Raw genomic sequence first — 19422 nt, forward strand, 5'->3', positions numbered from 1 at the left:
ACGTGACGGCGGCGTAGAACGTCGCCTCCGTCTTCCAGCCAGAAACCGGCCGGGCGCTCGCCGCCCCGCCGGTTTTTTTGTCACCACCGCAGCCGGTCGAAGCGCCGCGTGTACTGCAGATCCATCCCCTGGAAGGTGCCGCCGTACGCGGCCACCGACCAGTAACGCGTCAGGTTCACCGTCGCCTTGATCGCGTTGCTCGCCGACTGCAAACCCTGTTCGTAGCCGATCACGAGCCATTCGCTCATCGCCTTCGACACCATCACGACCTGTGGATCGGTCAGCCCCACTTCGCTTCGCCCGATCGAGAACTCGTCGAGCCCGAACTCCTGCGCGATACGCTTGCCGCTCGCACTGCCGAGCAACGCGAGCGCCGTCGTCATCGTGCTTTGCTGGCCGACGTTGTTGCCCTGGTCGGTGCCGTGGCCGAACAGCAGCCACGACAGCTTTTCGTTGTCGGGCACGTTCGGCTCCGACACCAGCTTCGCGACGGGCGACTGGATCGTGCCCGTCACCTGCACGCCCGCTTCGACCTGCTGGTTGCGGCGCATCGCGAGAATATTGATGCCGGGGTTCGCAACCGGCCCGTTGAACGTGAAGAAGCCGTTCTCGATGCCGAGCTTGCGGCCGAATGCCGTATAGGTCGAACCCTCCGTCACGCGCACGTTGCCCACTGCCCGCAGCGGCAGATTCGGCGCGGACAGCGCCGTGATCGTGCCGCGCAGACCGACATCGGCGCCCTGGCCGCGGAAGCGGAATTTCTGGCCGAGATCGATATCGATGTTCGCGCGCGGCGCAAACGCGCCGACGGGCTTGTTCGAATTGCCGACTTCCTGCGGCTTGCCGCTCGCCACCGAGCCATCCGGACGCACCACCACCACGTCGTCGCCCAGCCGCGGCTCGGACTTGTCGGGCATATCGAACAGCGCGTGATCGATGACGAACTTGCCGTTGATCGCGAGGCCGCCCTGGGTGCCCGCGTTGGCGACGCTCGCGCTGCCCGACATGGTCAGTTGCCGGTCCGGCGACGCGAACAGTTCGAGCTGATCGGCGACGATGCTCGCCGTCAGGTCGGGCTCCGTGTTATCCAGCCGCACGCGGCCCGTCGCGCGCAGCGTGCCTGTCGCGCCGTGGAACTCGACCTGCTGGAAATCGACGAGGTTCTCCGACAACGCGATGCGCACCACGCCGTCCTTCAACTGCACCCCCAGATCGACCAGCGTCGCGGACAGACCGTCGCCGACCAGCGATCCCGACAGATTCGGCTTCGCGACCGTGCCGCCGAGCGCGAGCTTCAACGCCAGATGGCCGTCGAGCAGGTAGCTCGGCCCGAACAGGCCGCCCGTCGTCTTCAGCGACGGCACGTTCGCGTTGATCGAGCCCGACAGCGGCCCTTCGTCGTTGACCATCAGCACGCCGTCGCGCGGTACGAGCGTCGTGTGCGCCGACGCGTCGACCACGCCGATGCGGCTTGCCTGCGCATGTACGGTCGCGTTCAGCTGATTGCCGCCGCTGAAATCCGCACGCGCCGCGACGTCGGTGATGCCGAGCGGCGAGAAGCCGCGTCCGACCTCGATCGTAATGTCGCCGCCGCGCCGCTTCAGCTGGATATGGCCTGTCGCGGTCTCGCCGAGCGCAAAGTCCCAGTCGCCGTCGAACACGAGGTCCGTCTTCAAGGTCGACGGCACGCCCGTGAACTCCTGGCGCAGTTCGAGCATGCGCGCCACCGACACGCCCGTCAGCGTACCCGCCGACCTGATGCGCCCGTGATCGAGCGCAAACGACTTCAGGTCGAGCACCGAGCCCTCCAGCGTGAGGCGCGTCGGGCCGAGCGTCACGCGCTGGCCGCCCGCGTTGACGGTCAGCGGCGTCTCCATGTTGAGCGCAGGCGTGCCCTTGTTCGACAGGCGCGTGACGGTGCCGTCCCAGTGCGTGCCGTCGCGCGCATCGGTGAGTTTGCCGTTCGCGGCCACGGCCAGATCGAGCGGGCGGCCTTGCAGCGTGCCTTTCGCGGCGGCTTCGAGCGTGTGCTTTGCACGCGTGCCGTTCAGGCGCGCGGTGAGCGTGTTCAGTTCGACGCCCGCCGTGCTGAGGTTGCGTGCATCCGTCGTGAAGACCATCGCACCGTTCGCGCCGTCGCGCAGTTCCGCGTGACCTTCGGCGTGCCCGACCTTGTTCGCACCGAACACGACGCTGTCGGCCTTGTAGTCGAGCATGACATTCGGATGCTCGAACGTGCCCGTCACGTCGCCCTGCGCCGCGACCACGCCGGCGAGACCGAAGCCGAGCCGCTCCAGTTCCGGCGCGTCGACATGAAAGCGCAGCCGGTCGCCGCGCGCGCCGAAGCTGCCTTGCAGATCGACCTGATTGCCCGCCACCGACAGATTCGCGCGGCTTGGCAGAATGCGCGATCCGGCGAGCTGGATCGTGCCGCTGCCCGTCATCGGCAGGCCGTCGTAGACGCTTTCGCCGAGACGGAACTCGGCTTTTGTCGTGAAGGTTGGTGCGAGCAGGCCCGCCGCCGTCAGCGTGCCGTTCACGCGTGCCTCGATCTTGCGCGACGCGGGCGCTTTCACGGGCGCTTTCGGCGCGGCTGCCGGTGCGCTCTTGCCTTTGCCCTTGCCCGAGCCGCTCGCGCTGGCTGGCGCCGCCGCGCGCGACGGCGTCTGCGTCGTCAACGACAGCGGATCGAAATCCGTCAGCGTCGCCTTCAGGTTATAGGTGGAACTGGCGTCGCGCTTGATCGCACCGTTCAGGTCGATGCGTCCCTTGCCCGAACTCACGCGCACGTCGTTGAAACTGGTGCGCGCGGGGTCGAGCGTGACCTTGCCCTGCACGCGCAGCGCCGCCTTCGGATCGTTCAGGTCGAGCGTGACGCTCTGCACGTCGTCGTTCAGCCGGATTGAGACCGGGCCGGCGAACTGCGTCGGCCGCACGCTTGCTTGCAGCGCGTTCAGATCGAGCTTCGCGACCTTCAGATCGAACTGGCCACGCTTGCCCATCAACTCGCCGCCGCCCGTGACGGTCGCTTCCTTCAGCAGGCGCACGGCGAGGTTCGAAATGCGCTGCGCCTTGGCGTCGAGCCTCACGTCGGCGTGCGCGTCGATCAGCGGCAGCAGATGCGCATCGATCGAGCCGGGCTTCGCGTTCACAATCGACACCTGGCCTTGCACCGCGAAACCCGGCGAGCGATGGGCGGCATCGGCTTGGGCCTGCGATGCCGCGGGCGGTGCACTTGCCGCACTTGCCGCGCGGCCTGTTCTGGCCGCACTGCCCGCACGCGGAGATTTACCCGCGCTCGCCGAACCCACCGAACCCGCCGCCGTGACCGTGCTCGCAGCAGCCACGGCACTCGCCACGTCCGCGCCACTCGCGGGCACCCCATGCCCTGCCGCGTCCCGCTGCGCCGGCTGGAGTTCTGCGCGCACGGCGAGATCGGCCAGCGGCGCGCCGGGCGCGAACGCTTGCGGATTGACGTGATCGAAATTCAGCGTCGCGCGTTGCAGTGGCACCTCCGCGAACGGCGTCGCCTCGACGCGCGCGTGGCCCGTCAGCTTCATGCCCGATGCGTCGAGCTCGGCAACCAGCGTTTCGAGCGAACCCGACAGATGCGCGCTCACCTGAACGGCTTCGTCGTTGACCTTGCCCGAATAGCCAGCGTCGCCCGTCAGCGGAAACGGCCGCACGCCGTCTAGCTTCGCCGCTGCCGTCACTGCGCCGAACGGCGTGTCGAGGCGATCGACGGACGCTTCGTGATGGCGTCCGTCGCTGCGCCCATGGAACAGCAGCCGCGCGTATTCCGAGGTGGATGCGCCCTCGTGCAGGATCAGCTTCCCGACGCTCAGATCGCGCACGGCCAGTTGCAGTGGCAGCCGCAGATCCTGCGGCAGACTCAGCGGCTTGGACTTCGACGTGGACGGCGCGATACGCGCTTCGACGGTGCCGACATGCAGATAATCGACGACGAAACGCCACGGCTTGTCGGACAGCGCCCATTTCCCGTCGATGCGGTCGACGCGAATATCTGTGCCGCTACCGTCGAGGCTGCGCCAGCGCACGTCGCGCATGTGCAGCCCCGTCGCGATCGCGCCGCCGTCGAGCTTGCCTTCCAGCTGGCCGTGCAGCAGCTTCACGGCCGTCTGCCACGCGTACGCGGTGCCGCGCTCGGTGACGACCACGCCGTACAGCAGCCCGCCGACGAGCGCAACGAGCACTGCGGGCACGGTGATCGCCCATGCGATCTTTTTCCACAGACGACGCCGCTTTTTCGGCGGCGGCGTGTCCGAACCATCCGGACCGCGCGGCGCAGAGCCGCCCGGCGGTTCGCCGCCCGACGGTGCGCCGCCGGACGGGTGGTCGGATGAGTTCTCGGATAGGTCCGTCGTCATGCTCAAAAAGTGCCGTCGATTCAGTGTGATGTCAGAACGCGATACCGAGCGTCAGATACGGCCGCACACTGCGGTTGCGCGTGCCGTACGCGACGTCGACGTTGACCGGGCCGACGGGGCTGCGCCAGCGCGCGCCCACGCCGACGCCCGGATAGAAGACTTTCTCGCCCCACGCGTCGGTGGCCGTGCCGATGTCGAAGAACGCGGCCGCGCCCCAGTCGCGGTTGAACCAGTGCTGATATTCGGAGGTCGCCGTCACGAGGTACTTGGTCGGCAGAATCGAGCCGCCGACGTTGTTACCGATACTCTGATACCCGTACCCGCGCACCGAGTTCGAGCCGCCCGCGCGGAACAGCAGCGACGCGGGCACGCCGCTCGACGGCCCGCTCGTGAACACGCCGCCCAGCTCCGCGCGAAACAGCACGAGGTCGCGCGCGCCGACGGGCAGGTATTGCTGGCCGCGCGCATAGCCGCGAATGAAGGTCTGGTCGGTCGCCACGCCCTTGACCGCGAAGCCCGCCTCGACGTGGATCAGGTTGCCCGAGCGCGGAAACAGCGGGTCGTCGGTATTGCGGCGCGTCCATGACCACGCGGGCACGAGCGCGCGGCTCGTGGTCGGCGCCTGGGTATTCTGGTCCAGCCTGTCCTGGTAGTAGAGCAGCGAGTACGCGTAGTCGATGTACTGCGAGGTCCGCGTGCGCTGCACGCCCGCGCGCAAGCTGTAGATGCGCGTGTCGGACACGTTGGTGCTGGTGTACGACAGGAGCGCGCTATTGGTCCAGCCGCGCAGGCCCGGCGGCATCGCAAGGGTCACCTGGCCGTACTGCTGGATCTGGTCGAGCCGGCCAGCGACGGTAAACGGCCAGGCCGCGCCGAACGTGTCGAGATACGAATACGAGCCCTGCACATGCGCGCCCGTGTCCGTCGAATAGCCGACGCCGCCGCGTACGCTGTTATACGGAAACTCGCTGACCTTGACGTGCACGGGTGTGTCGAGCGGCTTTTCCGTGTCGTTGCCGACGTCGATCGCGACGCTCGCGTAGTACGGCGTGTTCTGCAACTGGCGCTGCAGCTCGGTCACACGCTGGACATCGTAGACTTCGCCCGGCGAGATCGGATTCACGTTCCGCACGATCCGCTCCGGATAGCGCCGCGTGCCCGAGACATCCAGGTTGCCCATCGTGAAGGTCGGGCCGCTGTCGTAGGTGACGGACAGTTTCGCGTCATGCGTGCGAGGATCGATCCGGGCTTCCGAGCGCGCGATCTTCGCGCCCAGATAGCGGCGCGATTGCAGCGCCTTGAGCGACGCGTCCTTCGCATCGTCCCAGTCCGTCTGCGTGAACGGTTCGCCCTCGTGCAGCGAGAACGCAAAGCGCGTCTTGTTTTCCTGCTCCGGGTCTTCCGTCAGCACGGGGCCGCGAAACGACAGCGAAATCGAAGAGATGATCGTGCGCGGGCCGGGATCGACGGAAACGCGCACGACTTTTTTGTCGTCGACGGTGCGCACGTCGGTGCGCACGACGGGCGTGAAATAGCCTTGCGTCGACGTCAGGTCGCGCACCTGCTGCGGCGTCGCCGTCACGAGAAAGTCGAATTGCTCGGGGCTGATGTCCTCGCGTTTCGCGAAGCGGGAAATGTCCAGATGCTCTTCGAGCAGCTTGCGCAGCGAGCGCGGCTCCGCTTCCACGTCGACCGTGTACGCCGGCTTCGCGCGCGCGGCGTGCGCGTGCGTCGTGGCGAGCAGCAGCACGCACAACCCGCACGACAGACATGCGCGCAGCAGCGTCGCCGCCAACGACGCGCGCTGCATCGCGCGACGCCCTGTCACGGTGCTTTCGTGGCGATGCTTGCGCGACCGCTCGATGGCCCACCCCGCCAAACACGACCTCCGGCTCTTATTGACCATTGTTGAAGAATGCCGACACCCGGCCCGCCTGGGCGCAGGGGGAACGAGCGCTATTTGAACACATCGGCGCCGCCGCGCCATTTACGGGATACGCCGCTGCACGCTGCCCTGAGGCGGCACGGTGCAACGGGCGCCCGCCTTGGACGCGGCCGGCGGCCCACGGTTCCGCCCGGTTCCGCCGACTTTTCGCTTGAGGCTGGCGAGCTTGCGGTAAAATCCTGTTCTGCACGAGCGGCCCCGCGTCATCAGCACGTCGGGCGCCGTCATCTTCATTCACGGACGTCGAGCCATGTATCAATCGGATATCACGCAGTTCCTGAATCAACTGAAGGCGCAAAAGCCCACCCTGGAAGAAGAGCAACGCCGCGGCCGCTCGCTGCTGTGGGACAAGCAGCCAATCGACCTCGACGAGCGCGCAGCCAATCAGGAAGCGCGCGTGAAGCAGAACTCGTACGTCTACTACCAGAACTTCTAAGTGACCACCGCCGACGAGGCCCGCGCCGCTTCGGGACAGCCCGACGCAGCGCTCGCCGCGCCCGCTACCGACTCGACGCCCAACACCGTCGACGGCATCGCTTTCGCTCGCCTGTACGGCGAGCCGCTCTTCAAGCTGCCGCAGGATCTCTACATCCCGCCCGACGCGCTCGAAGTCTTTCTGGAGACGTTCGAAGGCCCGCTGGATCTGCTGCTGTACCTGATCCGCAAGCAGAACTTCAACGTGCTCGACATCCCGATGGCCGAAGTCACGAACCAGTATCTCGGCTATGTCGAACAGTTGCGCAAGACCAATCTCGAACTCGCCGCCGAATATCTGCTGATGGCCGCGATGCTCATCGAGATCAAGTCGCGCATGCTGCTGCCCGTCAAGAAGGCGGACACGGGTGAGGAAGCGGAAGACCCGCGCGCCGAACTGGTCCGCCGCCTGCTCGAATACGAGCAGATGAAGCTCGCGGCCCAGCGCCTGGATCAGTTGCCGCAACTCGGACGCGATTTCCTGCGCGCCGAGGTGTATATCGAGCAAAGCATCACGCCGCGCTTCCCGGACGTGAACACGGACGACCTGCGCTCCGCGTGGGCCGACGTGATCAAGCGCGCGAAGCTCGTCCAGCATCACAAGATCTCGCGCGAAGAGCTGTCCGTGCGCGAGCACATGAGCGTGATCCTGCGCAGGCTGCAGGGGGCGCGCTTCATGGAGTTTTCCGAACTGTTCGACACGACGCGCGGCGTACCCGTCGTGGTCGTGAACTTCATCGCGATGCTCGAGCTGTCGCGTGAATCGTTGATCGAGATCACGCAAGCCGAGCCGTTCGCGCCGATTTACGTGCGGCTGGCCTACCTGCCCGCCTGACGGGCTGCCGGCCGCGCGCGGGGACGTCATTGCAGCACGCTTTCCTCCCGCTGTCGCAGCCGTTCACGGAACCGAAACGAAGCTTTCCGGACGCCGTATCGCACGGCCTCGCGTGGCTTATCCGGCCCGCATCGCGTTCCAATATCCGGGATGCCAGGCGTTTACCCCGCCGCCCAAACTCGGTGCAGCACGACAATAAATCCACTACAATCCCGCGCTCGAAGCCAGCCTGCCGGACGGCCTGCGCCGGGCTTCGCGTGGATTTCCCGACACCGCGCGAATCGTCGCGTGAACGAGACAACCGCGAGCCTCGCTGCCGCCTGCCGGCGGTCGGCGTGACTCACAACATTGCCCGATCATGAAAGTCATCAGCTCGATCCAGGAATTGCGCGACCAGTTGCGCGGCCAGAACCGCACCGCCTTCGTGCCGACGATGGGCAACCTGCACGAGGGCCATCTGTCGCTGATGCGCCTCGCGCGTCAGCACGGCGACCCGGTGGTGGCGAGCATCTTCGTGAACCGCCTGCAGTTCGGACCGAACGAAGACTTCGACAAGTATCCGCGCACGCTCCAGGACGACATCGACAAGCTGCAGAAGGAAAACGTCTACGTGCTGTTCGCGCCGACGGAGCGGGACATGTACCCGCAGCCGCAGGAATACCGCGTGCATCCGCCGCACGATCTCGGCGACATTCTCGAAGGCGAGTTCCGCCCCGGCTTCTTCACGGGCGTGTGCACGGTCGTGATGAAGCTGATGTCGTGCGTGCAGCCGCGCGTCGCCGTGTTCGGCAAGAAGGATTACCAGCAGTTGATGATCGTCCGCGCGATGACCGAGCAGTTCGCGCTGCCGTGCGACATCGTCGCCGCCGAAACCGTGCGCGACACCGACGGCCTCGCGCTCAGCTCGCGCAACCGCTATCTGACCGGGCCCGAGCGCGCCGAGGCGCCGATGCTCGCCGCCACGCTACAAAGCGTGCGCGAGCGCGTGCTGTCGGGCAACCGCGACTTCGCGAAGCTGGAGCAGGAAGCCGTCGCGTCGCTGGCTGCGCGCGGCTGGAAGCCGGACTACATCGCGATCCGCAAGCGCTCGAACCTCGTCGCGCCCGCCGCGCACGAACTGGACGCGCCACTCGTGGTGCTCGCCGCCGCGAAGCTCGGCGCGACGCGCCTGATCGACAATCTCGAAATCTGACGGTCTGAAGGACAAGCCATGCAACGCAACATGCTGAAGTCGAAAATTCACCGCGCGGTGGTCACGCACTGCGAACTGCACTACGAAGGCTCGTGCGCGATCGACGAGAACCTGCTCGAAGCGGCAAACATCGTCGAAAACGAACGTATCGACATCTGGAACATCAACAACGGCGAGCGCTTCTCGACGTACGCGATCAAGGGCGAGCGCGGCAGCGGCATGATTTCGCTGAACGGCTCGGCGGCGCGGCGCGCGCAATTGGGCGATCTGGTGATCATCGCGGCGTTCGCGAACGTCGACGAGGAAGAATTGAAGGCGGGCTGGAAGCCGGATCTGGTGTTCGTCGACGAACACAACGTGATCAAGGGCAGCCGCGACCACGTGCCGACGCAAAGCTGGAGCTGACCGCCCCGGCCGTCTGAGCCACATGCATGACACGGTTGAAGGCGCTTGCGACAGGCGCCTTTAACTTTTCTTGCCGCCGCCCTTCCCGTTCGCGGCCTTCCCGTCGACCCACGACGTGATCGACGCCCACTGCTCCAGATCCTTTTCGACGCGGCTCTTCGCCACGTCCCAGAGCGTCAGGCCGTGCGCCGCCAGTTGCACGTAATTCTGCGTGTCGCGCAGATAGCCGAGCACGGGCAGATCGAGCCCTTCGACGAAGCGATGCAGCTGATCCGCCGACTTCGTACGCGCATCCACCCGCATGCCGACCACGCCGATTTCGATTGCGCCCTTGCGCACCGCTTTCTCTTTGGCGAGGCGTTCGAGAAATTCCTTGGTTGCGAGAATATCGAAGATGGAAGGCTGCAGCGGCACGATCACCTTGTCCGCCAGCGACAACGCCACGTTCAGCCGGTTGCCGTGCAGCCCGGCAGGCGTGTCGATCACGGCCTGCTCGAGCCCTTTGGGCGGCTTCGCTGGCGCATCGGGGTCGACCTCCCAGGTTTCGATGGCCGGCAAGGTTTCCGGACGCAGATCGAGCCAGGCATGCGCCGACTGCTGCCGGTCGAGGTCGGCGAGCGCGACCCATTGGCCCTCGGCCGCGAAATAGCCAGCCAGATTGGTCGACAGCGTGCTCTTGCCCACGCCGCCCTTTGGATTCGCCACCACGATCACCGTCATGAATTCTCCCGGGAAGATGGCTGGCGCTGGCCAGCCGGTTTGCCGCTCGACTTCCGGCCCGCCTCGCGATTGTGGCTCGCTGCGACGGTTCGTGCCCCTGCGTTGCCCGTGCGCGCGGCATGGCCGATTGGTTCCAGCCGTTGATAATATCGGCAAAACCCGTCAGGCCGAAGTCCCTACGCGCCTGAGGGACGCTTCCAGCCCCTTTTTTCGAGAATCATGACCATGAGCAAACTGCGCAGCGAATACACGATCGACCGGCTTCACGAACGCCAGAAAGGCTCGCTGCCGGGCTTGCTGGGTGTACGCGTCACGGACCTCGCAGAAGGCGCGCTGACGGCCGAGCTGACCGTGCGCAGCGAACTGCTCGCGCCGAACGGCTTCCTGCATGCGGCCACCGTGATCGGTCTCGCCGATACCGCCTGCGGCTACGCGTGCCTCGCGCATCTGCCCGACAATGCGCGCAATTTCACGACGATCGAGCTGAAGAGCAACTTTCTCGGGACGTCGACGGAAGGAACGATCCGCGCCGTCGCGAAAGCCGTGCATCTGGGCCGCAGCACACAGGTGTGGGACGCGACGGTGACGGCGCCCGACGGCAAGACGATGGCGCTGTTTCGCTGCACGCAGATCGTGCTGTACTGATTCGGCATTGCGGTGGCGGTGGATCCGGCGCCGCGACGCGCCGCCATGACGATTTACGACAAATCCCATCTCGTCCCCCGCGTATGATCGGGGGCGCCAGCGTCGTCACCGCGCCGTATCCCTCACTCCAGCAACATGTCTTCTCAACTCCCGAATCTTGAAGCCGCGTTAGAAGCGCATCGCGCCGGGCGCTTTGACGAAGCCGAATGCGGCTACCGCGAAACGCTTGAACGCAATCCGCATGAACCCAATGCGCTACGGCTGCTGGGCGTCGTGCTAACGGTGCGCGGCATGTGGATCGAAGCCGAAGCGCTGTTTTACCGCGCGATCGCGCTGAGAGAAGACGCACTTTGCCTGGGCAATCTTGCGGAATTGCTGCTGATGCGCAAACGGACGCAAGAGGCTTATGCCATCTGCTATCGCGCGATCGGCATCGATCCGGACTGCGCTTTCGCGCATTTCCAGCTCGCCGAAGCGTTGAACGCGGATTCGCGCGTCGAGGAGGCCGAAGCCGCGTATCGGCGCGCAATCGACCTCGAACCTCCGTTCCTGGCTGCGCATAACAATCTCGGGAACCTGCTAGTCAGCCTCGGCCGCCTCGACGAAGGCGCTGCCGCGTTTCGCCGGGCGCTGGAATTCGACGGCAACTATATCCACGGGCTGTACAACCTCGGCATGGCGCTGCTGCGCGGCTCGCAGCCCGTCGAAGCGGAAGCCGCGTTCCGCCGTGCGCTCGCCGTGCAATCCGATCACCGCGACGCGCTGCACAATCTCGGCACGGCGCTCAAGCTCCAGGGCCGTTACGATGAAGCGGAAGCCGTCTATCGACAGACGCTCGCGCTCGCGCCGGATTTCGCCGATGCCCGCTGGAATCTCGGGGTCCTGCTGCTCACGCAAGGCCGCCTCGAAGAAGGCTGGCCGCACGCCGAAGCCCGGCTCGCACAGCAGCCCAAACCGGACGCCGTGCCGCCGCCCGCGGGCATGCGCCAATGGCTGGGAGAATCGCTCGAAGGGAAGTCGCTTCTGTTGTGGCACGAGCAGGGTTATGGCGACTGTGTGCAGTTCGCGCGCTACGCGCCGCTCCTGAAAACGCTCGGCGTGCGTCATCTGACGCTGATGTGCCCCGAGCCGATGAAGCCGCTGATGGCAACGATGGCGGGTGTGGACGAGATCAGAAGCCACACCGCCGGCCTCCCCGCGCATGACTACTGGGCGTACCCGCTGAGCCTGCCGCTGCGGTTCGGCACCAGGCTCGACACAGTGCCCGCCGCGCTGCCTTATCTGCGTGCGTTGCCGGAGCGCATCGAGCGCTGGCGCCCGCGCCTGGCCGCAGGAAATGAGCTGAAGGTCGGGCTGGTCTGGAAAGGCTTCGCCGGGAACCAGCACGACGAGACGCGCTCGGTTCCCGGTCTCGCGCCGCTCGCGCCATTGTGGACGGTGCCCGGCGCGACATTCTTCAGTCTGCAGAAAGGCCAGGGCGAGACGGAAGCCGCTGCGCCGCCCGCTGGCCAGCCCATCGTGCATCTGGGCTCCGCCATCGAGGATTTCGCCGATACGGCGGCCATCGTTGCGCAGTTGGACCTGCTTGTCACCGTGGACACGGCAGCGGCGCACATCGCGGGCGCGCTCGGCAAGCCGTGCTGGCTGATGCTGCCGCACGACTGGACGGACTGGCGCTGGCTGCTGGAGCGGGACGACTCGCCGTGGTATCCGGGCGTGATGCGCCTGTTCCGGCAGTCGGATGCGCGAGACTGGCGGGAAGTGGCCGAACGCATCGCGGATGCGTTACGGCAAAGCCGCACATGATTCAGCGGGCAAGCGGCGCACCGGCCTGCCCGCGCTGCATCGCCCGATACGTCAGGCCGCCTTGCGCGCCTGGCCAACCGGCGCCGCCTTCACGCCGCCCACTGCAAACAGGCCATTGCCGAGCAGCGACTGCACGATGAGCGTGACCGCCCAGAACGCCGGATACTCCCAGCCGCCATGCGGCGACGCGAAGCCCCAGCCGTTCGGCAGATGCACCGACATCGCGCCGAGCATGAACGGCAGCAGCACCAGCGCGACCCAGCGGACCTGCACGCCAAGCAGCAACGCAATGCCGCCGAACAATTCGACGAAGGCCGTCAGATAACCGAGCCAGCCCGGATACCCGATCGACTGAAAGAACTGCGCCGTGCCCGGCAGCGTGAAGACGAAGATTTTCTGCAGGCTGTGCGCCAGATACAACACGGCTAGCGCAACGCGCAGGATCGTGGCGGCAAGCTCGGGTTTGCTGGCGGCGATCGGATTCATGTCGGTTCCTTGGATCAGGTTTGACCGCGCGGAATGCGCGGTCGATGGAACGGACTTTATTCGAACCGGTGCGTAGGAAAAATCGCCCTCACGGCTTAGATTAATTCCTGCCGAGAACGAATCAACCGACGGCCGCCCACAAGCGCTTCAGATCGAGATGTTCGGCGAGCGTGTCGGCGAGGCGCTCCAGCGACGCCTCGCGCAGCGCCGGATAGTCGATCGCCTCGGCTTGCCTCAACCCCGCCCACGCCAGCAGCGAGGCACACGCGGCGGGCGTGTCGAACAGACCGTGCACGTAGGTGGCGAGAATCTGGCCGTCGGTGGAACGGGCGCCGTCGGGGCGCAGGCCGCCTGTCCCGTCGGCGAGCAGCAGCGCCGGAACATCGAGCGCGGGCCCTTGCGTCTCGCCCATATGAATCTCGTAGCCGGCGATCGCGGCGGCTTCGGCCGCGAGGCGTCCCGTCACGTTCTTGAGCGTCTTCTCACGCGTGAGCGTCGTCGAGAAGTCGAGCCAGCCGAGCCCGGCCACGGTCGCGGGCGGCCCTTCGACGCCGTACGGGTCCGCCACTTCGCGCCCGAGCATCTGCATGCCGCCGCAAATGCCGATCACCCGCCCGCCGTAGCGCAGATGCCGTTGCAGCACGGCGTCCCAGCCCTGTGCGCGCAGAAACGCCAGATCGCCCTGCACGTTCTTCGAGCCGGGCAGGATGATCAGATCCGCGGGCGGCGGCGTGCTGCCCGCGCGCACGTAATGGAAATCGACTTGCGGATGGGCGCGCAGCGCATCGAAATCCGTGTGATTGCTGATGTGCGGCAGCACGGGCACGACGACGCGCAACATCTCGTGACCCTCCGCATTCGCCGCCCGCAACTCGCGCGGCAGCATGTCTTCGGCATCGAGCGTGAGGCCATGCAGATACGGCACGACGCCGAGCACGGGCTTGCCCGTCTTCGCTTCGAGCCAATCGAGCCCCGGCTGCAACAGGCTCACGTCGCCACGAAAGCGGTTGATCACGAAGCCGCGCACGCGCGCCTGCTCGGTCTCGGACAGACAGGCGAGCGTGCCCGTCAGATGCGCGAACACGCCGCCGCGATCGATGTCGGCGACCAGCACGACGGGGCAATCCACCGCTTCCGCGAAACCCATGTTGGCGATGTCGCGATCGCGCAGATTGATTTCGGCGGGACTGCCCGCGCCTTCGACGAAAATCGTGTCGTACGACGCCTTGAGCCGTGCGTACGATTCGAGCACCGCTTCGAACGCGACGGGTTTGTAGTCGTGATACGCGCGCGCATCGAGATTCATGCGCGCCTTGCCGTGGATGATCACCTGCGCGCCGCGGTCGCTGGTCGGCTTGAGCAGCACGGGGTTGAGATCGGTATGCGCGTCGATGCCCGCGGCCACCGCCTGCAATGCCTGCGCGCGGCCGATTTCGCCGCCGTCGACGGTCACTGCGCTATTGAGCGCCATGTTCTGCGGCTTGAACGGCGCGACCCGCGCGCCCGTGCGCCGCGCGAGACGGCATAGACCTGCGACGAGCGTGCTCTTGCCCGCATCGGAGGTCGTACCTTGGATCATCAGCGTGCCGCGCGGTACGTCGAGCGGTTCAGACAAAGCGTCGGGAATGGAAGACACAGTGTGCGCGAACAGGGGGAGAAAGGAAGCCCGCATTATCCCATCGCACTCTCGCCCACGCGCCTGAACGATGGCACGGCCGGTACAGTCGGTACAGTCGGTACAATCACGCGATGATTTCCCGCGACCTCACCTTCGTCCTCGGCGGCGCCCGCTCGGGCAAGAGCCTGCACGCCGAACAACTCGCTAGCGCGAGCGCGTTGCCCGTCACTTATATCGCGACCGCGCGTATCGGCGACGACGAATTCGCTGCGCGCGTCGCGCGTCATCGCGAACGACGGCCCGCGCAGTGGGCCTTGCTCGAAGCACCGCTCGATCTGCCGCAAGCCGTCGCGCAGGTCGATCAGCCGCAGCACTGCGTGCTGATCGACTGCCTGACGTTGTGGCTCGCCAACCTGCTTTGCCCTGCCGACGGCTCGCCGCCGCTAGCCGATTACCTCGACCGTTTCGCCGCGCTCGAAACGACGCTCGCGCAGGCGCGCGCGAAGATCATCGTCGTCAGCAACGAGATTGGCCTGGGCGTCGTGCCGCTCGGTGCGGCCACGCGTCTGTATGTCGACGAGCTCGGCCGTCTCAACCAGCGCATCGCGGCCGTCAGCACGCAGGCAACGATGATGGTCGCGGGCCTGCCGCTGCATCTGAAACCCGCGAGCCGCGCATGATGCTGCTGTCCTTGCCGCTTGTCGCGACACTCGCCACGGCCGCCGTCGCCGTCGACAAATGGCTCGGCGAACCGCGCCGCGCGCATCCGCTGGTCGGCTTCGGCAAGCTCGCAGCGAAGCTCGAAGCGGCGCTGAACACGGGCCGGCGCGGCCGGCTGTTCGGCATTCTCGCGTGGCTGCTTGCCGTCGCGCCGCCCGTTCTGATCGCCACGTGGCTCGTGCTGACGCTGCCGTTGATCTGGTCGTGCGCGCTGCATGTCGCGCTGCTGTACTTCGCGCTCGGCGCGCGCAGCTTGCACGATCACATCGAGCCGATCGGCCGCGCGCTCGCGAAACGCGATCTCGCGCAAGCGCGCGTGTTGACGGCGCGCATCGTGTCGCGAGAAACATCGCATGCGGACGAAAGCGCGCTGTCGCGTGCCGCCGTCGAATCGGCATTGGAAAACGGCAACGATGCGATCTTCGGCGCATTGTTCTGGTTTGCGATCTTCGGCGGTCCGGGCGCGCTGGGGTTCCGTCTCGCGAATACGCTCGATGCGATGTGGGGTTATCGCACGCCGCGCTATCTGCGCTTCGGCTGGGCAGCCGCGCGTTTCGACGATGTGCTCAACTACGTGCCCGCGCGGCTGACCGCCCTCAGCTACGCGTTGCTCGGCGACACGCGCATCGCGCTGCAATGCTGGCGCGAACAGGCACCGCGCTGGGACAGCCCGAACGCGGGGCCCGTGATGGCCTCAGGCGCGGGCAGCCTCAACGTGCTGCTCGGCGGCGCGGCCATCTATCACGGTGTGATAGAACAACGTCCGACGCTCGGCGCAGGTCACGCGGCGAGCGCGCAGCATATCGAGGCGGCGCTGATACTGGTCGAGCGCAGCGTGATCCTGTGGCTCGCCATGTTCATCGCGCTTGCGCTGTTGAGCGTGCCGTTTCAGAGCTAGACGATGACGCGAACCATTCTGCACGGCGGCAATCTGCATGAAGCGGCGCGCCGCTACGCGATCCCTTACGACGCGTGGCTCGATCTGTCGACGGGCATCAATCCGCACGGCTACCCGGTGCCGCCCGTTCCCGCCGATGCATGGCGACGTCTGCCCGACAACGGCGACGGTTTCGCCGAACGTGCGGCACGTTACTACGGCGCGCCGGATGCATCGCATGTGTTGCCTGTCGCGGGCAGCCAGGCGGCGATCCGCTCGCTGCCGCATCTGCTTCGACAGGGCTCGGTCGGCATTGCACCGCTGACGTACGGCGAATACGCGCCTGCGTTTGCGCGCGCAGGGCACCGCGTGACCACGCTCGACGTCACACGTTCGACCTTGCCTGATGACATCACGCATGCCGTCGTCGTCAATCCGAACAATCCGACTGCCGACCATCTGCGCCCCGCAACGCTGCTGCAATGGCATGAAACGCTGAGCGAACGCGGCGGCACGCTGATCGTCGACGAAGCGTTCGCCGATGCGATGCCGTCCGGGTCGCTGGCCGCGCATACGCATCGCGAAGGACTCGTCGTGCTGCGCTCGCCCGGCAAGTTCTTTGGTCTTGCGGGCGTGCGCGCGGGGTTCGTGCTGGCTTGCCCTGCACTGCTCGAACCGCTCGATCACACGCTGGGAGCATGGACCGTCAGCGGCCCGGCACGTCATGCCGTCAGCGCCGCATTCGCCGACACGGCGTGGCAGCACGACATGCGCGCGCAGCTCGCGGACGAAAGCGCCCGACTTGTCGCGCTGCTGTCTGCGCACGGCTTCATCGTGCATTCGACGCCGCTCTTCGCATGGATCGCCGACACGCGCGCCGCGCAACTGCACGATGCGCTCGCAAAACAAGGTATCTGGACACGCTTCTTCGCCGATCCGGCGAGCGTGCGCTTCGGGCTGCCTGCAACGCAAAGCGAATGGACCCGCCTGGAAACCTGCCTGCAACACGCGATGACGGCACGATAAAAACAATGCGACTTTCCCGATCACTTCGCGCACTGATCGCGACCTGCGCGCTTGCCATCACAGCGCACGCGCATGCGGCCGTCACCGTCGTCGACGACACAGGCGCGACCGTGACGCTCGCACAAGCCGCGCAACGCGTCATCAGCCTCGCGCCGCACGTCACGGAAATGATCTACGCAGCAGGCGGCGGCGCGAAGCTCGTCGGTGCGGTCGCGTATAGCGACTACCCGCCCGCGGCGAAACAGGTGCCGCGCGTCGGCGACAACAAGTCGCTCGATCTCGAACGCATCGTCGCGTTGAAACCCGATCTGATCGTCGTGTGGCGGCATGGCAATGCACAGCGGCAGACCGACCGGCTGCGCGAACTGCACATCCCCCTCTACTTCAGCGAGCCGCAGCGCCTGGACGATATCGCCGTATCGCTGACGAAGCTCGGCGCGCTGCTCGGCACGTCGCCATCCGCCGACGCGGCGGCGCGCACTTATCGCGACGAGATCGCGCGGCTGCGCACGCGCTATGCGACGCTACCGTTGGTCAGCGTGTTCTATCAGGTATGGGACGAGCCATTGATGACGCTCAACGGGGAGCACATGATCAGCGATGTGATCGCACTATGCGGCGGACGCAACGTGTTTGCGAAGCTCGAACCGCTGGTGCCGACGATCTCGACGGAAGCGGTGCTGGCCGCCAATCCCGAGGCGATCGTCACGGCCGCGCCCGGCGCGACGCAGCCGGATCGCCCGCTGCCTTCGCTCGACAAATGGAAAGCCTGGCCCGGCATGACGGCTGTGGCGCGCCACAACCTGTTTGCGATCGACGGCGATCTGATCAACCGCCCCGCGCCGCGTCTCGCGCAAGGCGCGGCGCAACTGTGCGAAGACCTCGACGTTGCGCGCTCGCGCCGCGCGGGCCATTAACCGACGTCACGCGTTCCAGCGCACGATCGACCATTGCAGGTTCGTATCGTCGCGGCGCAACCAGACGCAACCCGCCATATCGATCGACCATCTCAGGCAGCGCTCGACAGGCAACCCGAGCACGGTCGCCGCGATCACGCGCATCACGCCCGCATGCGTGACGACATATGCCGGCGTCAATTCCCGTGTCTGCTGGAACACGTCGAACCACGCGCGCACGCGGCCCACGAACTGCTCGACGCTTTCGCCGCCATGCGCGCGCGCACCTTCGAAATTCTCTGCCCACGCATCGAGCAACGCGCGATCGATATCGTCCCAGCGTTGCAACTCCCACGTGCCGAAGTCCATTTCCTTCAGACTGTCGTCGATGCTGTACGCGCAACCGAAGTTCGCGGCGAGCGCGGTCGCGACCGTCGCGCAGCGTGTGAGGGGGCTCGACAGCAGCACGCGTGGCGCGGGCACCTGCAAGGTCGCCAGGCGCACGGCGATGGCAGCCGCCGACGCCTCCGGCGCATCGGCGAGCGCCACGTCGCTCTGGCCGTAGCACACGCTCTCTTGTACGGAAACAGCCGGGTGTCGGATCAGAACGATATCCATGCGAGTCCCACCAGGTAGATGGCCAGTTCGAAGATCTGCTGCGCGAAGCCAAGGCAATCGCCCGTATAGCCGCCGATGCGTCTGACGAAATAGCGGCCCAGCATGAAACGCAACACCACGAGCACCAGCAGCGTGATGCAACCGGCACGCCAGTGCGGCCAGAAGAGCCATGGCATACCCAGAAAGATAGCGCAGCCAAAAGCATTGCGTGACATGCGCTGCGCAACCGGTTTCGCCTTGCCTTGCGCTCGCACGTAATCGAGCGTGACGAGATAGCTGATCGCGCAGGCGCGGCTCGCCGCATGCGCCGCGATCATCAGCCACGCCGCGTAGAGCGGCGGCAAGGCCGCGAGCGTTTGCCACTTCAATGCAAGCGCGACCATCAACGCAATCGCGCCGAATGCGCCGATGCGCGAGTCATGCATGATGCGCAGCGTGTCATCGCGCGTATAGGCGCCGCCGAACGCATCGACGCAATCGGCCAGCCCGTCTTCATGGAATGCGCCCGTGACGAGCAGCGTCGTTGCCATCGACAGCAACACGGCCACGCCCGGCGGAAAGATGCGCAGGGCGGCCATGTATACGACGGCGCCCGCTGCGCCGACCAACGCGCCGATCAATGGAAAGTAACGCGCCGCCGCGTTCAGATAATGCGGTTCGTAGCCGACCCAGCGCGGCACGGGCACGCGCGTGAAGTAGCCGAGCGCCGTGAAGAAATAACGCAGTTCATTCATGGCTGATTCGACGCATTCTGTTCATCAACGTTCTCGC

17 protein-coding genes are annotated in these 19422 nt (G+C 66.2%); 10 read left to right on the forward strand and 7 right to left on the reverse strand.

All coding sequences use genetic code 11. The features are described from left to right. Positions 1-80 precede the first annotated feature (80 nt). Positions 81-4388, reverse strand: coding sequence for a translocation/assembly module TamB domain-containing protein (locus C2L66_RS11750; protein ID WP_060599990.1), 4308 nt, complete (start codon positions 4386-4388; stop codon positions 81-83). A 31-nt stretch (positions 4389-4419) separates the two neighbouring features. Continuing rightward, a complete protein-coding gene (locus C2L66_RS11755; protein WP_409372589.1) occupies positions 4420-6198 on the reverse strand; it encodes an autotransporter assembly complex protein TamA in 1779 nt (592 codons plus the stop codon). A gap of 385 nt (positions 6199-6583) precedes the next feature. Between C2L66_RS11755 and C2L66_RS11760 the strand changes: the two genes are divergently transcribed. From C2L66_RS11760 to panD, 4 genes are all read left to right on the forward strand, one after another. Then, positions 6584-6769, forward strand: coding sequence for a DUF3460 family protein (locus tag C2L66_RS11760; protein ID WP_036003444.1), 186 nt, complete (start codon positions 6584-6586; stop codon positions 6767-6769). After that, positions 6770-7642 carry a segregation and condensation protein A gene (locus C2L66_RS11765; protein ID WP_036003440.1) on the forward strand — a complete coding sequence of 291 codons (873 nt, stop codon included), beginning with the start codon at positions 6770-6772 and terminating at the stop codon, positions 7640-7642. Between the two features lie 358 nt (positions 7643-8000). Continuing rightward, positions 8001-8834 (forward strand): pantoate--beta-alanine ligase, encoded by an 834-nt coding sequence (panC, locus tag C2L66_RS11770; protein WP_054929871.1) that lies wholly within the window; start codon positions 8001-8003, stop codon positions 8832-8834. Between the two features lie 18 nt (positions 8835-8852). Next, entirely contained in the window at positions 8853-9239 is a 387-nt protein-coding gene (gene panD, locus C2L66_RS11775; RefSeq protein ID WP_054929870.1) for an aspartate 1-decarboxylase, read from the forward strand. Between the two features lie 60 nt (positions 9240-9299). On the opposite strand, the gene C2L66_RS11780 is transcribed toward panD, so the two are convergent. After that, entirely contained in the window at positions 9300-9959 is a 660-nt protein-coding gene (locus tag C2L66_RS11780) for a ParA family protein (RefSeq protein WP_054929869.1), read from the reverse strand. Positions 9960-10184: 225 nt separating this feature from the next. On the opposite strand from C2L66_RS11780, the gene C2L66_RS11785 reads away from it, so the two are divergent. Together C2L66_RS11785 and C2L66_RS11790 are read left to right on the forward strand one after the other, a co-directional pair. After that, positions 10185-10604 carry a PaaI family thioesterase gene (locus C2L66_RS11785; protein ID WP_060599986.1) on the forward strand — a complete coding sequence of 140 codons (420 nt, stop codon included), beginning with the start codon at positions 10185-10187 and terminating at the stop codon, positions 10602-10604. A gap of 135 nt (positions 10605-10739) precedes the next feature. After that, entirely contained in the window at positions 10740-12410 is a 1671-nt protein-coding gene (locus C2L66_RS11790; protein WP_060599984.1) for a tetratricopeptide repeat protein, read from the forward strand. A gap of 51 nt (positions 12411-12461) precedes the next feature. Here the strand turns inward: C2L66_RS11790 and C2L66_RS11795 are convergent, their stop codons facing one another. Both C2L66_RS11795 and C2L66_RS11800 read right to left on the reverse strand, forming a co-directional pair. Continuing rightward, entirely contained in the window at positions 12462-12896 is a 435-nt protein-coding gene (locus tag C2L66_RS11795) for a DoxX family protein (RefSeq protein WP_054929866.1), read from the reverse strand. Positions 12897-13017: 121 nt separating this feature from the next. After that, complete coding sequence (locus C2L66_RS11800; RefSeq protein ID WP_063803364.1) at positions 13018-14475, reverse strand: cobyric acid synthase; 1458 nt, start codon at positions 14473-14475, stop codon at positions 13018-13020. A gap of 170 nt (positions 14476-14645) precedes the next feature. Here C2L66_RS11800 and cobU point away from each other — a divergent pair, with 170 nt between their 5' ends. From cobU to C2L66_RS11820, 4 genes are read left to right on the forward strand one after another with little or no spacing between them, the layout of a single operon-like run. After that, on the forward strand, positions 14646-15194 hold the full coding sequence (gene cobU / locus C2L66_RS11805; protein WP_060599980.1) for a bifunctional adenosylcobinamide kinase/adenosylcobinamide-phosphate guanylyltransferase: 549 nt from the start codon (positions 14646-14648) through the stop codon (positions 15192-15194). Next, positions 15191-16132 (forward strand): adenosylcobinamide-phosphate synthase CbiB, encoded by a 942-nt coding sequence (cbiB, locus tag C2L66_RS11810; RefSeq protein WP_060599978.1) that lies wholly within the window; start codon positions 15191-15193, stop codon positions 16130-16132. Before cobU ends, cbiB begins: the two co-directional genes overlap by 4 nt. A 3-nt stretch (positions 16133-16135) precedes the next feature. Then, positions 16136-17137, forward strand: coding sequence for a threonine-phosphate decarboxylase CobD (gene cobD / locus C2L66_RS11815; RefSeq protein ID WP_060599976.1), 1002 nt, complete (start codon positions 16136-16138; stop codon positions 17135-17137). A gap of 5 nt (positions 17138-17142) precedes the next feature. After that, the gene (locus tag C2L66_RS11820) at positions 17143-18054 is read left to right on the forward strand and encodes a cobalamin-binding protein (protein ID WP_060599974.1); all 912 of its coding nucleotides are present in this window, start codon (positions 17143-17145) and stop codon (positions 18052-18054) included. A 6-nt stretch (positions 18055-18060) separates the two neighbouring features. Here the strand turns inward: C2L66_RS11820 and cobC are convergent, their stop codons facing one another. Further along, complete coding sequence (gene cobC / locus C2L66_RS11825) at positions 18061-18651, reverse strand: alpha-ribazole phosphatase (protein ID WP_060599973.1); 591 nt, start codon at positions 18649-18651, stop codon at positions 18061-18063. Then, positions 18636-19385 (reverse strand): adenosylcobinamide-GDP ribazoletransferase, encoded by a 750-nt coding sequence (locus tag C2L66_RS11830; protein ID WP_060599972.1) that lies wholly within the window; start codon positions 19383-19385, stop codon positions 18636-18638. Before C2L66_RS11830 ends, cobC begins: the two co-directional genes overlap by 16 nt. Positions 19386-19422: the final 37 nt, after the last annotated feature.

Source organism: Paraburkholderia caribensis, assembly GCF_002902945.1.
Taxonomy (GTDB): Bacteria; Pseudomonadota; Gammaproteobacteria; order Burkholderiales; family Burkholderiaceae; genus Paraburkholderia; species Paraburkholderia caribensis.

Excerpts from the sequence above, each read along its gene's own strand:
- C2L66_RS11800 (WP_063803364.1), bottom strand. The coding sequence starts at position 14,475 with ATGATCCAAGGTACGACCTCCGATGCGGGCAAGAGCACGCTCGTCGCA.
- cobC (WP_060599973.1), bottom strand. The coding sequence starts at position 18,651 with ATGGATATCGTTCTGATCCGACACCCGGCTGTTTCCGTACAAGAGAGC.
- C2L66_RS11820 (WP_060599974.1), top strand. The coding sequence starts at position 17,143 with ATGCGACTTTCCCGATCACTTCGCGCACTGATCGCGACCTGCGCGCTT.
- C2L66_RS11795 (WP_054929866.1), bottom strand. The coding sequence starts at position 12,896 with ATGAATCCGATCGCCGCCAGCAAACCCGAGCTTGCCGCCACGATCCTG.
- C2L66_RS11755 (WP_409372589.1), bottom strand. The coding sequence starts at position 6,198 with ATGCAGCGCGCGTCGTTGGCGGCGACGCTGCTGCGCGCATGTCTGTCG.
- C2L66_RS11790 (WP_060599984.1), top strand. The coding sequence starts at position 10,740 with ATGTCTTCTCAACTCCCGAATCTTGAAGCCGCGTTAGAAGCGCATCGC.
- C2L66_RS11780 (WP_054929869.1), bottom strand. The coding sequence starts at position 9,959 with ATGACGGTGATCGTGGTGGCGAATCCAAAGGGCGGCGTGGGCAAGAGC.
- cbiB (WP_060599978.1), top strand. The coding sequence starts at position 15,191 with ATGATGCTGCTGTCCTTGCCGCTTGTCGCGACACTCGCCACGGCCGCC.
- panC (WP_054929871.1), top strand. The coding sequence starts at position 8,001 with ATGAAAGTCATCAGCTCGATCCAGGAATTGCGCGACCAGTTGCGCGGC.
- cobU (WP_060599980.1), top strand. The coding sequence starts at position 14,646 with ATGATTTCCCGCGACCTCACCTTCGTCCTCGGCGGCGCCCGCTCGGGC.
- cobD (WP_060599976.1), top strand. The coding sequence starts at position 16,136 with ATGACGCGAACCATTCTGCACGGCGGCAATCTGCATGAAGCGGCGCGC.
- C2L66_RS11750 (WP_060599990.1), bottom strand. The coding sequence starts at position 4,388 with ATGACGACGGACCTATCCGAGAACTCATCCGACCACCCGTCCGGCGGC.
- panD (WP_054929870.1), top strand. The coding sequence starts at position 8,853 with ATGCAACGCAACATGCTGAAGTCGAAAATTCACCGCGCGGTGGTCACG.
- C2L66_RS11760 (WP_036003444.1), top strand. The coding sequence starts at position 6,584 with ATGTATCAATCGGATATCACGCAGTTCCTGAATCAACTGAAGGCGCAA.
- C2L66_RS11785 (WP_060599986.1), top strand. The coding sequence starts at position 10,185 with ATGAGCAAACTGCGCAGCGAATACACGATCGACCGGCTTCACGAACGC.
- C2L66_RS11830 (WP_060599972.1), bottom strand. The coding sequence starts at position 19,385 with ATGAATGAACTGCGTTATTTCTTCACGGCGCTCGGCTACTTCACGCGC.